The sequence below is a fragment of the Maricaulis maris MCS10 genome, assembly GCF_000014745.1.
In the GTDB taxonomy this organism is placed as follows: Bacteria; Pseudomonadota; Alphaproteobacteria; order Caulobacterales; family Maricaulaceae; genus Maricaulis; species Maricaulis maris_A.
In genome coordinates this window covers 3,211,453-3,224,662 of the sequence record NC_008347.1, presented here as the reverse complement: position 1 = coordinate 3,224,662, position 13,210 = coordinate 3,211,453, and the positions used below count along the sequence as shown (strand labels likewise).

The following is a 13,210-nucleotide window of genomic DNA, read 5'->3' as shown; positions in this document are numbered from 1 at the left end:
CCACTGCGATCAGCTGGCCGGTCACGGCTTGCGGATGGCGTCCATGGCCCGTGCCGTCCGCAGGGCGTGTTCGGCGCGGGCCGTGTACGCAGCCCCGCCATTGAGATCAGCCATCATTGCCTCGACATGCGGTAGCTGGACCGGGTCGGGATTGTCGATGATGCGTGCGACCTCGCCGGCATCCGTGATCAATCGGACCGGCTCTTCCTCGAAGACGGAAAAGCGGATCTCGCCGTGCGACCCGAGAATACGCACCGCGTCTTCCTGGCTGCGGGCAGCAAAATTCCACAGACCGCTACCCGTCGCACCGCCCGTATGTTGCCAGCTGGCAGCAAAGGCGCTGGGGGCCGTGTAGAGGCCGTGCTGGTGGCTGGCTTGCCCGGCCGCGTCCTGGAGCGGGCCGACCAGATGGTCGAACAGGTCGAGTCCGTGACAGGCAAGGTCATCGAAATAGCCGCCCGGCGCTTTTTCGCGGTCAGTCCGCCAATTCTCGCTTCCCGCCTGATCCTGGTCACTCGGCGCGCGGGTCAGGCTCCAATGGACATGCCGGACCGCACCGATCTCGCCCTGATTGATCCAGTCGGCGATCTGGCCGAAGCGGGGAAGGCTGCGGCGGTAAAAGGCCACGAACAGAGGTGTGCCCCTCGCCGCAAAGGCGTCGGATATGGTCTTTGAGTCAGGGTATGAGTTGGCCAGCGGTTTCTCGATGCAGCACGGCTTGCCGGACGCGGCGACCTTGAGGGCGAGGTCACGGTGAGAGGCCGGGGGCGTGGCGATATAGACGGCATCGACCGTGTCGCTGGCCAGAAGGCCGTCGAGCGTGTCATGCACTTCGGCAATGCCGTGACGCCGGGCATAGTCCTCGGCGCGGTCAGGTCTGCGTGAGGTGACGGCGACAAGCTCGCTGTGGGCGGCCTTTTGATAGGCGGGCGCGCTCTTGCGCTCGGTGACGTCGCCACAGCCAACCATGCCCCATCGCCATGTTCTGCCGGTCATCCAGTCGCCCGTCCTGATCGGATTTGGTGTGTCAGCGCGCGGCTTCACCGAGTGCGTAGAGGTAATCCCAGGTGAACAGGCCACTGTCATGGCCATCATCAAACAGGATACGGACAGCGTAGCGACCGACCGGTTCAGCGGCCCGGACGCCCACATTTTTCTTGCCCGTCACCATTTTTTTCTCGCCGGGACCGTGACCCTGGACCTCGGCACTGGGGCTTTCGACCCGCAAGGTCTCGAACGGTATTTCGAAGGCCTGACCATCGTCAAACCGCACGTGGAGCCGCTTGTCGGCGCTGGAAAAGTCCAGGGTTTCCGGCCAGGGGCGTGCCATGTCAGTCGTCCAGCTGCCGGGCTTCGTCCGGCAGCATGATCGGAATGCCGTCGCGGACGGGGTAGGCCAGGCCGGCGCCCTCGGAGATCAGCTCGTGGGCTTCACGGTCATAGCGAAGCGTTTCACGGGTCACCGGGCAGACCAGGATTTCGAGCAGTTTGGGATCAACGTCGCGGGTTTGTGTATCGCTCATCGGGCGGGTCCTCAGGAAAACAGGATAGCTGAAAGGCGACGACGACCATCGCGCGTGACATCGGATGCCGGTCCGGCGGCTTCGAAGACTTTCAGCAGGAGTGTGCGGGCCGCCTGTTCATTCCATTCCCGATCCAGGGCCGTGATGGCAATCAGTTGATCGACCGCGCCCTTGTGGTCCCCACCGGTCAACAGGGCCTCGGCCAGGTCATACCGGGCCTGGAAATTGCTCGAATCGGCCGCGACGGCCTGCCGCAATGCGGCTGTTTCGGCGTCGTCGACAGGCGCGCCGGTGGCCAATTCCAACGCCGCTCTCGCGCCATCAATGGCCGGATCATCGGCGCGGTCGGCCGGGACCTGCGCCAGGATGCTTGCGGCCTTGTCGGTATCGCCGGCCTTGATCCAGAGCCGGACGAGAGAGCCTATCGCGCCGGGATGGCCCGGATCGGCCTGCAGTACGGCGGCAAGGTCCTGGGAGGCGCCATTGAGGTCGCCGGCCTCGATTGAGGCCAGAGCCCGGTCGACCAGGGCGCGCAGTTCAGCCTCGCTCGGCCCCTTGCCGGATATGCGGGCGATGAAATCCTTGATCTGGCTCTCGGGCAGTGCGCCGGTAAAACCGTCGACCGGCTGGCCGTCCTTGAAGGCGAACACTGCCGGGATCGACTGCACCCGTAATTGCTGCGCGATGCCGGGGTTTTCGTCGATATTGATCTTGACCAGCCTGACCGCGCCGGCCGCCTCCATCACGCATTTCGCGATCAGGGGGCCGAGCTGGCGGCATGGGCCGCACCAGGGCGCCCAGAAGTCGACGATGACCGGGACTTCGCGCGACGGCTCGATGACATCCTGCATGAAGGTCTGGTCGGAGGAGTCCCGGACCAGGTCATTGCTATCGATTTCATTGTCGCCGGTGCCACCGATCAGGGTCATGCTGCAGTCCTTGTTCTTGTCGGGTGTCATGATCTGGATGATCTAAGTGGCCCCTGCTTGTCGCGGATGCAAGCGGTCACTGCGCCGCAGCGCGTGTTGCGGCCAGTGTCGCGAAGTCGATGATCAGGGGCTCATGGCCGGTTTCCCGCGCGAAACGGATCAGGTCTACCGAGCGGACAGCCGTCGTTGCGTCATTGGAAAGCGGATGGAAATTGACCAGCTCGTGCTTCATGAGAGCCGCATCGAGGACGAATTGAACGCGCGCTGCCGGATCATTGATCAGCGCAAAGGCACTGACCGACCCGGGGCGGACGCCCAAGGCCTCGAAGAGCAGTTCGGGTTTGCCAAAGGACAGGCGACCACAACCGAGTACGGGGTGCAACTTGTTGATCGGGACCGCTGTCTCGCCCAGTGCCGACACCAGGATGAGATGGCCCTTCTTGTCCCGCAGGAACAGGTTCTTTGTGTGACCGCCCGGCATTGACTGCTTGATGCCCTCGCCCTCGGCCACCGTGAAGATCGGCGCGTGGTCGTGGGTTTGGTGTGCAATGCCAAGCGCATCGAGGCGCTCCAGGAGTTGGGTCCGGCCTGTCATCATTCCCGTGTTGAAGCCCGGCTGCGCGTGATGTGCAAGAGGACGGAGACAGGTGCTTGCAATCTTCGAAACTTTGCGCGATATACCCCGCTCCCCGGCGCGGCCTGACCGCGCCAATCGTGAGCGGGCGTAGCTCAGGGGTAGAGCGTCACCTTGCCAAGGTGAATGTCGTGAGTTCGAATCTCATCGCCCGCTCCATTCTCCGTCTGACAGTTTGGTCTCCTTCTGACAGTTTGGAAACTGGATCGTCAGCCCTTTCAGGCTGTTGATGCTGTTTGGCCGCGGTTGCTCAAGCGAACCGCAACTCGCGAAGCCGGACATAGGTCGCGTGACGTTGGTCAGCGGCTATCCGGCGTTTGGGCGAGCTCACCAGCAGGTGCGGCAGGCCGATCCTGAGCGCTGCCGGTGCTTGGAGCGGCGGGCGGAACGGATTGTTCGGGCGATGGGTCATGATGGCCTCCATGTGTCTGGAGACAACATCTTCCTGCCGAAGCGAGGCACGGTGTGGGCGAGGACAGGGCCATTTTCTGGCCGATCTGTTCATCATTCTATCAGCCATCATCGCTGTCAGGCGTTGGTGCCTGTTAGACGTTGATGCCTGTCAAACGGAGATGATCGGAGAAAGGTCGCGGTCAAATCGCGCCCGACCTGTGGCCGGGCGCGGCATGATCAATCAGCGAGCGAGCGCAGCAGGTCTATGACCCGGCGACGGACAGTCTGATCCTTGATACCGGCAAAAGCCGAGGCCAGAGCCAGACCATCAGGGCTGGCAATGAAGTCATACAAGGTGTCGGAGTCGCCGCCCTTGAGCTCGGATGACCCGTCTTCTTCGAGGCCTTCGAAGAAATAGGACACCGGAACTTCCGTCACCTTGGCGACGTTGAACAGGCGGCTGGCGCCAATACGGTTGGTGCCACGTTCGTATTTCTGGACTTGCTGGAAGGTCACACCGAGCTTTTCGCCCAGTTCTGACTGACTCATTTCCAGAAGGCTGCGCCGCAGGCGCAGACGGGCCCCTACGTGCTGGTCAATACTGGTCGGGCCTCTTGCACTCATGGCGTCCTCACGTCTGTGGTTTGATGACTTCCACGTCGCTAAACTCACTTGGATGGCAAAACTCTTCGCGGAACCAAGGATGGAGTCTACGGTTGAACAGTTCGGCAATCCAGTCAGCAACGCACTTTATTCGGGTTATTCCCAGGCTTCCCGGTGAATTCTTGAGCCAGAAGCGGACGTCTTGATGAAAGTCATAGTCAAGAACAACCAGTTCATCCGGGTACAAGGACGCCAGGTAGGTTGGTGCCATGGCGATTCCACCCCCATGGCGTATGGTTTCAAATAGCACCGAACTGATGTCCGCTGTGAACGAATATCTTACAACCTCATCAGTTGCCGTGGCTTTTCGCTGCCAGAGGTGGAGGGACGGGTCGTATTGTTCCAGTCGCAAAAAGCGCAGTGTAAGGACGTCTTCCAGTGACCGTGGTGCGCCATAGGTGGCAATGAAATCCCGGGACGCCATCGGCATGTAGTGCACACTGCCAAGGGCGCGTGCTTCGGTATCCATCGCCTTGTCGGGTGTGAAGGTCAGGCTGAGCGCTGCGGCCGTGTCGCTGGCTGCCGCCGATCGATCATTGATTATCTTCAGCACAATCTCCGGGTTAACCCGTTGAAACTCCGGGATATGTCGTGCCAACCAGTAGGTCGCCAGGCCATCCGGTACCCGCAAGGAGACCTGACCGGCCAGGCTGCGGTCCATGCCGGCGAGTTCGGTCTCGAGGCGCTGCGCGGACCGTTGCATGGTGACCGCATAGTCCAGCGCCGCGGAGCCGGCCCTGGTCAGCACAACGCCATCAGCCCTTCGCTCAATCAACTGTGCTGACAGGCGACTTTCGAGCTGCCGCATCCGTTTCGACACGGTCGACTGCTGGCAGCCGAGGACAGTCGCGGCCGCGCTCATCGAGCCTGTGGTGGCGACTGCGTGAAAGATCTGCAGATCGTCCCAATCAAAAACATTGCGCCGCAGATCGTTATCCAAACCGAGAATACCCCCCATGCCAACTTCGCAGAAGTACTGATAGCGCGCCGGTGTTAACGAAGAATTAACTACATGGCGGAGCGTGCGTAATGGTGAGTGATGAGCTGAGGGCCAGCTCTTTGGATACAGGCTTCAAGTTTCCTCTTGAACGTCTCGACAAGGCCTTTGGGTCCTTGGATTTCAAGCCTGTCCAATTGTCCGAGATCGATGAATTCCACGCACTTGCCAATGAGTTGATCGAGGGTGAGATCGCGGGTGCGGCCGACATCGGACGCGTCCAGGAATGGACCCGGAGATCGCTGCACATGCGTCGTTGGAATGGCAGGCCTGACGGTTTCGTTGCCTCAATCCCGCTTAGCGAATCCGGTGTCTCTGCCCTCCTTGCAGGTGAATTTGGGTTCGCCAATGCCCGTCGTGAGTGGGTGTGCGGACTGGAAGAGCGGGCGGCAGCCCTCCTGTCTTGGGGTCTGGCCGGGCGCACGCCGCACGCGCAGGCGGCGGCCCTGCGAGCGCTCCTGGTCGGGTGGCGCGGTTTCTATTCCGACGTCCGGGTCTATGCCCGGGCGCGGACAACGGAAGGCAAGGCATTGATGAGACGTCTGAATTTCGAAATCTGTGCCTATCCTGACGGTGCCCCGGAGCTCTACGGCAGTACCGGCTTTCCGCAGAAGCTGGGCGACATGCTGTTGAAGCGGACCGTTCTCGGCAAATGGGAGGGTGGTTCATGAAAAACGCGATACCCGACAGTCTCAAAGTGACCATCGCGCGCAACCTCGACCAGGTTGTGATGGCCATGACCTTGCGCGGCGTGATCTATCTGGGTGAACAGTTTGCGCCTTACTCGGAAGAGTATGATGGCAATGACCTGGTCGGCGCGGCGCATTTGATCGCCTGGCGTGGTGCCGAGCCCGTTGGCGTCCTGCGACTGCGCTTCTTTGCCGATTTCGCGAAGGTCGAGCGTGCCGCCGTGTTGCGGCAGTTCAGGCGCTACGGGGTGATGCGCGTGCTCATGCAGGAAGCGCAACGCTATTCCGCCCGTCGCGGGTACCGCAAAATGCTGGGTCATGCCCAGCTCAACCGGGTCAAATACTGGCGCACACATGGCTTCCGGATTCGCGCCGAGCGCCCGGAGTTCGGCTTCTCGGACTATAAATATGTCGAGATCGAGCGCGACCTCGTGCCGCCGGCCAACGCTATCACCATGGATGCCGATCCGATGGTGGTCATCCGTCCGGATGGCGACTGGGACCGGCCCGGCCCGTTTGACCTCTCGCTCGCCCGCATGCAAGAGGAAGGTGGTGAACGCAAGCCCGAGGAGGCCGCATGAGCTTCGCTGACCCCTGCCTGATCCTGCTCGATTGCCAGCGCGACCAGGTGACCGGGCCCAATGGCCGCATTGATCCGGAAAACAGTATTGTCATCGACCGGATCAAGGAATTGCTCCGCCACGCTCGCCAATCCGGTTGGCGGGTCTGCCATTGCCAGTTTCAGGGGGAGGGACCGCAGGCCGGTCGAGCGCCCATCGATGGATTGCGTCCAAATGCACAGGAGGCCGTCTTCCAGCGAAGAGGCCTGTCTGCCTTCTCTGATCCGTACTTTCATCAGGTCCTGGCACGAAGCGCCGGTTCCACAGCCCTGCTGGTCGGTTTTTCGGCTCCATTCTCCATCCTCGCGACCGTGTTTGACGACGCCAATCGGGACAAGGCTGTGACTGTGGTGCCCGAAGCCGTGGGCGCGCTGGCCGTAGAGCCACGCGATGTCACCGAGACCCGCGCCATGGCGTTCGACCTGGTAGCCCGCATGGCGCCGGTAATCGACTGGCAGTCGCTGACGCGGAGCTGGCCCGTCGAGGCGCCGCTGGTCTGACCGGCCCAGCTCTCAGATTACCGCAGAATACGGTCGATCACATCCTGGTGATAATGGCGCCGTGGATGCGAATTCATAAGAAATTCGATCGATCCGGCCTTTAAATTCGCCGTCGGCTTTCTACATGAGAGTCGTAGCGGGCAAACGGCTCTCGCGGTCTCCCCCCATGACCGCCACGGTCGGTCCCGCTTGCGAAGAACGGGCCTCAATGTGCGTCCCCCCAGCCTGCCTATGAGGCCTGCCAGGCGCCGCCGGGTTCCCCTGTCCCTACCCGGCGGCGCCGTTATCGCTACCTTTTCAAGGCTTGAGAAAAAGAATGGCACGTTTGCGTTTTCAACGGCGTAGGCGGGTTGCTTGCATTTCAAACAGGACTAGGGTCGGGTCATAAACATAACAGTCCAGGGAGCGCCACCATGGGGGCGGTCGTCGGAGTCGCGCACGCTTACAGTCGCGCAGATTTCATGGAGGCAGCGCGTTCGCGCTGGCTCGAGGCTTTCGGCACCGAATGCGGTGATCCGGGAAACTCATTCTTCTCACAAATCTATGACGATGCCCTCGCCGAGGACCTCGAACGGGTTGGCCCGGACGATCTCGCTGCGCTGAGCATGGATTTCTGGCGCTTCGGCGACAAGCGGCCCGGCGACGACATCCTTGTGCGGATGCGACCGGCGACCCGTTCCGACGGCACCGAGCTGCCGAGGGATGTCCTGGAAATCATCGGCCGAGATCGGCCGTTTATTGTCGATTCCGTGATGGGCGAAGTTGGTGCCCAGGGGCATGACATCATAGCGATGTTCCACCCCATCGTGCAGGTCCGTCGCGACAATGACGGCGCCCGGGTTGGCGAGGCGGGGCGCTGCCTTGCCGAATCCATGATCCAGGTTCATCTGCCACCGCTTGATGAATTGTCCCGCCGGACCTTGATCGAAGGTGTCACAGCGACCCTCGACGACGTACGCGTCGCGGTCGAAGACTGGACCGACATGCGCGCGCAGATGGATGATGCGATCGCGCATCTCGCTGGCGCCCGAACCCATGCCGCGCCCGATGAACTAGCGGAATCCCTTGAATTTCTGCGCTGGCTTCGTGACGACCATTTCGCCTTCCTTGGTTGCCGGGTCTATGATTTCGAGGTCGACGAAGACGGCTCGATGGCGCAGCGCCACCCCCGTGTCAGGCCCGAATCCGGCCGCGGGGTCCTGCGGGATCCGGAACGCCATGTTCTCAGAAAAGGATCCGAACCGGCGGTGCTGACGCCGGCGATCGAAACCTTTCTGCGCGAACCGAGCCCGATCATCGTCGCCAAGGCCAACATGAAGTCGCGCGTCCATCGCCGCGTCTACATGGATTATATTGGTGTCAAACGTTATCGCGAAGATGGTGCCGTGATAGGCGAGGCCCGTTTTGTCGGCCTGTTCACCGCCGAGGCCTACGACCAGAGTGCCAGTGCAGTGCCGCTGATCCGGCGCAAGGTGCGCCGTGTTCTGGAGCGGGCCGGCAAGACGCCGGGTACGCACTCCGCCAAAAAATTGCGAAACACGGTCGAGAATTTTCCGCGTGACGAGCTGTTCCAGACGGATGAGACCGATCTGCTGGAGATGTGCCTCGGCATTCTCCACCTCTATGACCGGCCGCGGACAAAACTGTTCATCCGCCGCGACCAGTTCGACCGCTTCGTGTCGGCGCTGCTGTTTGTCCCACGCGACCGCTATAATTCGAAAGTGCGCGAGCAGGCGGGCGAATTGATCCGTGACGCCTTCGGCGGGCGGCTTTCGGCCTTCTATCCGCAGTTTGGCGACAGCTCGCTGGCGCGGGTTCATTACATCATCGGTCTGAACCCGTTCGATCACCCGGAACCGGATACAGGGGAGCTCGAGCGCAAGGTCGCCCGGCTGGCCCGCACCTGGGAAGACGATCTGGAGACCCATGTCAGGCGCAATGCGCCCGAGGCGATCCGCCTGCGCATGGGGGCCTATCAGGATGCATTCAAGGCCGGCTATCGGGAGCTCTATGACCCCGAGGAAGCGCTGGCTGATGTCACCAAGCTGGAATCTCTGTCCGGCTCGGACCGTGTTGCCGTGCGTGTTTACCGCGAAGCCGACGACGGCCCCGATGACTTGCGTCTGAAAATCTACCGGATCGGCAAACCGGTCTCACTGTCGCGGGTCATGCCTGTCCTGGAAAACCTCGGCCTTTATGTCGTGCAGGAGACCGGGTTTCCGGTCGATCGCCGCGGCGCCAATGGTGAGCCGTTCGACCGGGCCCATATCCATGACTTCGAGATGAAGTCGGACACCCTCAAGGACCGGGACCTTGCGGAACTTGCGCCCAATCTCGAAGAGGCGATGCTGGCAATTGCCGATCGGCGTGCCGAGGATGATGGCTTCAATCGCCTGATCGTCGAGATCGGTGTCACCTGGCGTGAAGCTGCCTTTCTGCGCACTTGCGCGCGCTACCGCCAGCAGACCGGCCTTGATCCATCCCAGGCGATCCAGGAAGAGGCTCTTGCTGCCTGTCCCGATATAGCCAAGGGATTGCTTGAACTGGCCCGGGTCAAATTCGACCCGGCCTTTACCGACGACAAGAAAGTGCGTTCCGATGCTGTTTGGGACGTGTCCGAGACGCTTCGCAAACAACTTGATGACGTCGCCAGTCTGGATCACGACCGAGCCCTGCGCAGGATTTTCCACCTGATCGAGGCGACCCTGCGGACCAATTTCTACCAGACAGGCGAAGACGGCCAGCCCAAGCCTCGCATCGCGATCAAGATCGCCAGCGAGCTGCTTGAGGAATTGCCGCTGCCCAAGCCCTTCCGGGAAATCTTTGTGTGGTCCCCGGACGTGGAGGGCGTCCATCTGCGCTTTGGACCGGTCGCACGTGGCGGTTTGCGCTGGTCCGACAGGCGCGATGATTTCCGCACCGAGGTGCTGGGCCTGGTCAAGGCGCAACAGGTCAAGAATGCGGTCATTGTTCCGGTGGGTTCAAAGGGCGGATTCTACCCGAAATCCCTGCCACGCAACGGCTCCCGCGAGGAGGTGTTCGAGGCCGGGCGCGAAGCCTACAAGACCTTCATTCGTGGTTTGCTGGACCTGACCGACAATATTGTCGACGACGCCGTGATCCATCCGGCGGCCACTGAATGCTGGGATGATGATGATCCGTATCTGGTGGTCGCGGCGGACAAGGGCACTGCGACCTTCTCCGACACCGCCAATGGCCTGGCGACGGACGAGTTCGATTTCTGGCTTGGCGATGCCTTCGCTTCTGGCGGCTCGGCGGGTTACGACCACAAGAAAATGGGCATTACGGCGCGCGGCGCTTGGGAATCCGTCAAGCGGCACTTCCGCGAAATGGGCAAGGACATCCAGACCGAAGCCTTCTCGGTTATCGGCGTCGGTGACATGTCCGGCGATGTGTTCGGCAATGGCATGCTGTTGTCCAGACAGATCCGGCTCGTGGCGGCCTTCGATCATCGCGACATTTTCATCGACCCCGATCCGGGCGATTGCGAGACGATGTGGAATGAGCGCAAGCGCTTGTTCGACCTGCCACGTACATCCTGGCAAGATTACGACAAATCGCTGATTTCAAAGGGTGGCGGCATTTTCGCGCGATCGGCGAAGTCGATCCCGCTTTCGGCCGAGATCAAGGCCCTGACCGGTCTTGAAAAGGACACGGCAAGTCCGTTGGAGCTGATCCATGCGCTTTTGAAGGCGGATGTCGAACTGCTCTGGTTCGGTGGAATCGGCACCTATGTGAAGGCGACTGCCGAACAGCACTGGGAAGTCGGCGACAAGACCAATGACGGCCTGCGCGTCAACGCCAATGAGGTCCGGGCCAAGGTGATAGGCGAAGGGGCCAATCTGGGTTTCACCCAGGCAGCGCGTATCGAATTCGGCCAGCATGGTGGTCGCGCCAATGCGGACTTCATCGACAATTCCGCAGGCGTCGACAGTTCGGATCATGAGGTCAATATCAAGATCCTGTTGCGTCCGATGGTTCGCAATGGCGACATGAGCCGGAAGGCCCGGGACAAACTGCTGGAATCCATGACGAGCGACGTCGCGACCCATGTTCTCCGGCACAATTACGACCAGTCCCTGGCCCTGTCGCTGGCTGAGCATACCTCAGCGGCCGACCTGGACGCCCATGAACGTTTCATGGCCCGGCTTGAAGAGCTGGGGCAGCTTGATCGGGAGGTCGAAGGCCTGCCATCGGTTGAACAGGTTCGTGGCTTGAAGGCGCGGGAAAAGGGTCTTACGCGACCGGAACTGGCCGTGCTGACCTCCTATGCCAAGATCACCCTCTTCGATCAGCTGGTCGCCTCGGATGTCCCTGATGACCCGCACTTCAAATCCATGCTGGTCAACTATTTCCCGAAAGGCCTGCACGACTTTGGCGAGGCCATGGAAGGGCATCGCCTGAAGCGCGAGATCATTTCGACGGTGCTCGCCAATGAGATGATCAACCTGGGCGGCCCGACCTTCATTCACCGGGCGATCGACTCAACGACAGCAACAGTGCCGGCCATTGCCCGGGCCTTCGAAGCCGGACGGCAGATCTTCGGATTTGCCGAGATCACAGATGCGATCAATGCGCTGGACAACAAGGCTCCGGCGTCAGTCCAGGTAGCCTTGCACGAGGAAATCATCCGTCTTCTTCGCCGTCAGACCTATTGGCTTGTGCGTCGCGGTCGGAACAAGAAATCGGCGAAACCGGACGCGATTGGTGACGTGATCGGAGCCTATCAGCCCGGGGTCCAGTCTCTGCGCTCGATGGTCCACGAAATCATCTCGACCCATGAACGCCGGGGTGTGAAGTCGCGACAGAAGCGTTTCGTTGAAGCCGGCGCCCCGGAAGACATCGCTCTTGCAGTCGCCGAATTGCGGCCTCTGACCTCCTCGACAGACGTTATCGATATGGCCATGGAGTCAGATTGGCCATTAGCATCAACAGCTTACATATATCACGCCGTCGGTGCCCGATTCAAGTTCGACCGTCTGCGCGGGCTTGGTCAGGAAGTGTCGTCAGAGCAGCATTGGGACCGGCTTGCCGTCCGCCGCCTGATGGAAGACTTCTATGCCAGCCAGCAGGCCTTCACCGGATCAGCAATGCGTTTCGCGCTGCAGGCGGGTGGTTCCCTCGCATCAGGTGTGGAAAATCCGTCCCGCGACTGGGCGGACGCGCTGGTCGAAGCCTGGAACACGATCAATGAAGAAGAGGCCGGTCGTGTGGACTCGGTCCAGCGCCAGCTGGACGAGTCAGGCGGGTGGAGCTTGTCCAAGCTGGCCATCGCCTCGACCCAGCTCGGCGAAATGGCGTCAGTCGTCCAACCCGGCTAGGGGAACGCCTCTTCCAGCCAGACCAATATGCGGGCGCGTGCTCTATCAGCCGCGTCCGCATCATATTGTATGCGCGGGTCGGGCGGACCGTTGGGTTCGTCGAAGGCGTGGGTCTGGCCAGGCCAGATTTCATGATCAACCGCAACCCCGGACGCTTCGGAGCGGTCGAATAGACGAACACAATCGCCAGGCGGGGCGACCAGGTCGCGTTCGGCCAGGATGATGTGAAGCGGGATGGTTCGCGGGAAGCCCCGGCCGTCGGCGCGGACCGGAAATCCGCAATAGGGATACAGGGCGATTGCTGCCCGTACCCCCGACAAGGGTGTCGAAGCCGGATCGGCAGGCGTTGGCAGGAGTGCAGGCGCTGAACGCCCCTCCGCGGCGTAGTCGAGGGCTTCCAACACAGTCCAACCGCCATGGCTCCAGCCGATCAGGGCCAGCCGGTCTGCATCAATCGCGGAGCTTTCGCGGGCCAGCGCTATCGCGGCGGGAATGTCGGCCGCCCGTTCCTGACCCCACAGACGAAGCGCGGTGCAGACTTGGGTCATGGCACCGAAGCGGTCGATCTCGCGGGCCCGATTGGAATCGACCAGAAGCACAGCATAGCCAGCATCCAGTAAATCAGCCGCATAGGCCTCCTGGACGTCACGCAGCCCACCGCAGCCGTGCAGCATTATCACCGCTGGTACAGCTGTGTCCTGATTGTCGGGCAACCGGATTTCAACATGCTCGCGAAGCAGGTCGACCTGATCCTCTAGGGATCGCCTGGGAACGCTCCAGCCGGTCATGTTGCCGGTGGCGCATCCCGCCAGACCGGCCAGAATCGCCAGGGCAATGGCGCTGACGGCGCGGATGAGGAAGCTGATTTTCATGCGTCGACAATGACGTGAAAACCCGAGGCCACACAATGATTGCTTGAT

Annotated in this window: 13 protein-coding genes and 1 tRNA gene; 5 read left to right on the top strand and 9 right to left on the bottom strand. The window is 61.4% G+C overall.

The genetic code is table 11. From position 1 onward, the window contains the following. Window positions 1–21: 21 nt before the first annotated feature. From MMAR10_RS15150 to MMAR10_RS15130, 5 genes are all read right to left on the bottom strand, one after another. Window positions 22–996 (bottom strand): Gfo/Idh/MocA family protein, encoded by a 975-nt coding sequence (locus MMAR10_RS15150; RefSeq protein ID WP_011644866.1) that lies wholly within the window; start codon window positions 994–996, stop codon window positions 22–24. 31 nt (window positions 997–1,027) lie between these two features. Beyond that, window positions 1,028–1,330: a gamma-butyrobetaine hydroxylase-like domain-containing protein gene (locus MMAR10_RS15145; protein WP_011644865.1), complete on the bottom strand. Its 303-nt coding sequence runs from the start codon at window positions 1,328–1,330 to the stop codon at window positions 1,028–1,030. A gap of 1 nt (window position 1,331) precedes the next feature. Then, entirely contained in the window at window positions 1,332–1,523 is a 192-nt protein-coding gene (locus MMAR10_RS15140) for a Trm112 family protein (RefSeq protein WP_011644864.1), read from the bottom strand. A gap of 11 nt (window positions 1,524–1,534) precedes the next feature. Continuing rightward, window positions 1,535–2,452 (bottom strand): thioredoxin, encoded by a 918-nt coding sequence (trxA, locus tag MMAR10_RS15135; protein ID WP_041637963.1) that lies wholly within the window; start codon window positions 2,450–2,452, stop codon window positions 1,535–1,537. A 76-nt stretch (window positions 2,453–2,528) separates the two neighbouring features. Continuing rightward, window positions 2,529–3,047 carry a prolyl-tRNA synthetase associated domain-containing protein gene (locus tag MMAR10_RS15130; protein ID WP_041637961.1) on the bottom strand — a complete coding sequence of 173 codons (519 nt, stop codon included), beginning with the start codon at window positions 3,045–3,047 and terminating at the stop codon, window positions 2,529–2,531. A 123-nt stretch (window positions 3,048–3,170) separates the two neighbouring features. Here MMAR10_RS15130 and MMAR10_RS15125 point away from each other — a divergent pair. Beyond that, window positions 3,171–3,245 (top strand) — tRNA-Gly (locus MMAR10_RS15125). Window positions 3,246–3,336: 91 nt separating this feature from the next. Here the strand turns inward: MMAR10_RS15125 and MMAR10_RS17110 are convergent. From MMAR10_RS17110 to MMAR10_RS15115, 3 genes are all read right to left on the bottom strand, one after another. Further along, window positions 3,337–3,498: a hypothetical protein gene (locus tag MMAR10_RS17110; RefSeq protein ID WP_190273937.1), complete on the bottom strand. Its 162-nt coding sequence runs from the start codon at window positions 3,496–3,498 to the stop codon at window positions 3,337–3,339. Window positions 3,499–3,716: 218 nt separating this feature from the next. Continuing rightward, window positions 3,717–4,103: a helix-turn-helix domain-containing protein gene (locus MMAR10_RS15120; protein ID WP_011644860.1), complete on the bottom strand. Its 387-nt coding sequence runs from the start codon at window positions 4,101–4,103 to the stop codon at window positions 3,717–3,719. Window positions 4,104–4,110: 7 nt separating this feature from the next. Beyond that, window positions 4,111–5,100, bottom strand: a complete 990-nt coding sequence (locus tag MMAR10_RS15115) for a LysR family transcriptional regulator (RefSeq protein WP_011644859.1) — start codon at window positions 5,098–5,100, stop codon at window positions 4,111–4,113. Between the two features lie 155 nt (window positions 5,101–5,255). Between MMAR10_RS15115 and MMAR10_RS15110 the strand changes: the two genes are divergently transcribed. The 4 genes from MMAR10_RS15110 to MMAR10_RS15095 all read left to right on the top strand — a co-directional run bounded on the left by MMAR10_RS15110 (window position 5,256) and on the right by MMAR10_RS15095 (window position 12,290). After that, window positions 5,256–5,810: a hypothetical protein gene (locus tag MMAR10_RS15110; RefSeq protein ID WP_190273936.1), complete on the top strand. Its 555-nt coding sequence runs from the start codon at window positions 5,256–5,258 to the stop codon at window positions 5,808–5,810. Next, entirely contained in the window at window positions 5,807–6,409 is a 603-nt protein-coding gene (locus tag MMAR10_RS15105; protein ID WP_011644857.1) for a GNAT family N-acetyltransferase, read from the top strand. Before MMAR10_RS15110 ends, MMAR10_RS15105 begins: the two co-directional genes overlap by 4 nt. Next, window positions 6,406–6,948, top strand: coding sequence for a cysteine hydrolase (locus tag MMAR10_RS15100; RefSeq protein WP_011644856.1), 543 nt, complete (start codon window positions 6,406–6,408; stop codon window positions 6,946–6,948). Before MMAR10_RS15105 ends, MMAR10_RS15100 begins: the two co-directional genes overlap by 4 nt. A 461-nt stretch (window positions 6,949–7,409) precedes the next feature. Beyond that, window positions 7,410–12,290, top strand: coding sequence for an NAD-glutamate dehydrogenase (locus MMAR10_RS15095; RefSeq protein ID WP_233353837.1), 4,881 nt, complete (start codon window positions 7,410–7,412; stop codon window positions 12,288–12,290). Here MMAR10_RS15095 and MMAR10_RS15090 read toward each other — a convergent pair. Beyond that, a complete protein-coding gene (locus MMAR10_RS15090) occupies window positions 12,287–13,162 on the bottom strand; it encodes a dienelactone hydrolase family protein (protein ID WP_011644854.1) in 876 nt (291 codons plus the stop codon). The genes MMAR10_RS15095 and MMAR10_RS15090 overlap by 4 nt on opposite strands. Between the last annotated feature and the right edge of the window lie 48 nt (window positions 13,163–13,210).

Bases quoted from the DNA above. Each gene is read 5' to 3' on its own strand.
- MMAR10_RS17110 (WP_190273937.1), bottom strand. From the start codon at position 3,498: ATGACCCATCGCCCGAACAATCCGTTCCGCCCGCCGCTCCAAGCACCG.
- MMAR10_RS15100 (WP_011644856.1), top strand. From the start codon at position 6,406: ATGAGCTTCGCTGACCCCTGCCTGATCCTGCTCGATTGCCAGCGCGAC.
- MMAR10_RS15130 (WP_041637961.1), bottom strand. From the start codon at position 3,047: ATGACAGGCCGGACCCAACTCCTGGAGCGCCTCGATGCGCTTGGCATT.
- MMAR10_RS15150 (WP_011644866.1), bottom strand. From the start codon at position 996: ATGACCGGCAGAACATGGCGATGGGGCATGGTTGGCTGTGGCGACGTC.
- MMAR10_RS15095 (WP_233353837.1), top strand. From the start codon at position 7,410: ATGGAGGCAGCGCGTTCGCGCTGGCTCGAGGCTTTCGGCACCGAATGC.
- MMAR10_RS15105 (WP_011644857.1), top strand. From the start codon at position 5,807: ATGAAAAACGCGATACCCGACAGTCTCAAAGTGACCATCGCGCGCAAC.
- MMAR10_RS15090 (WP_011644854.1), bottom strand. From the start codon at position 13,162: ATGAAAATCAGCTTCCTCATCCGCGCCGTCAGCGCCATTGCCCTGGCG.
- MMAR10_RS15115 (WP_011644859.1), bottom strand. From the start codon at position 5,100: ATGGGGGGTATTCTCGGTTTGGATAACGATCTGCGGCGCAATGTTTTT.
- MMAR10_RS15145 (WP_011644865.1), bottom strand. From the start codon at position 1,330: ATGGCACGCCCCTGGCCGGAAACCCTGGACTTTTCCAGCGCCGACAAG.
- trxA (WP_041637963.1), bottom strand. From the start codon at position 2,452: ATGACCCTGATCGGTGGCACCGGCGACAATGAAATCGATAGCAATGAC.
- MMAR10_RS15140 (WP_011644864.1), bottom strand. From the start codon at position 1,523: ATGAGCGATACACAAACCCGCGACGTTGATCCCAAACTGCTCGAAATC.
- MMAR10_RS15120 (WP_011644860.1), bottom strand. From the start codon at position 4,103: ATGAGTGCAAGAGGCCCGACCAGTATTGACCAGCACGTAGGGGCCCGT.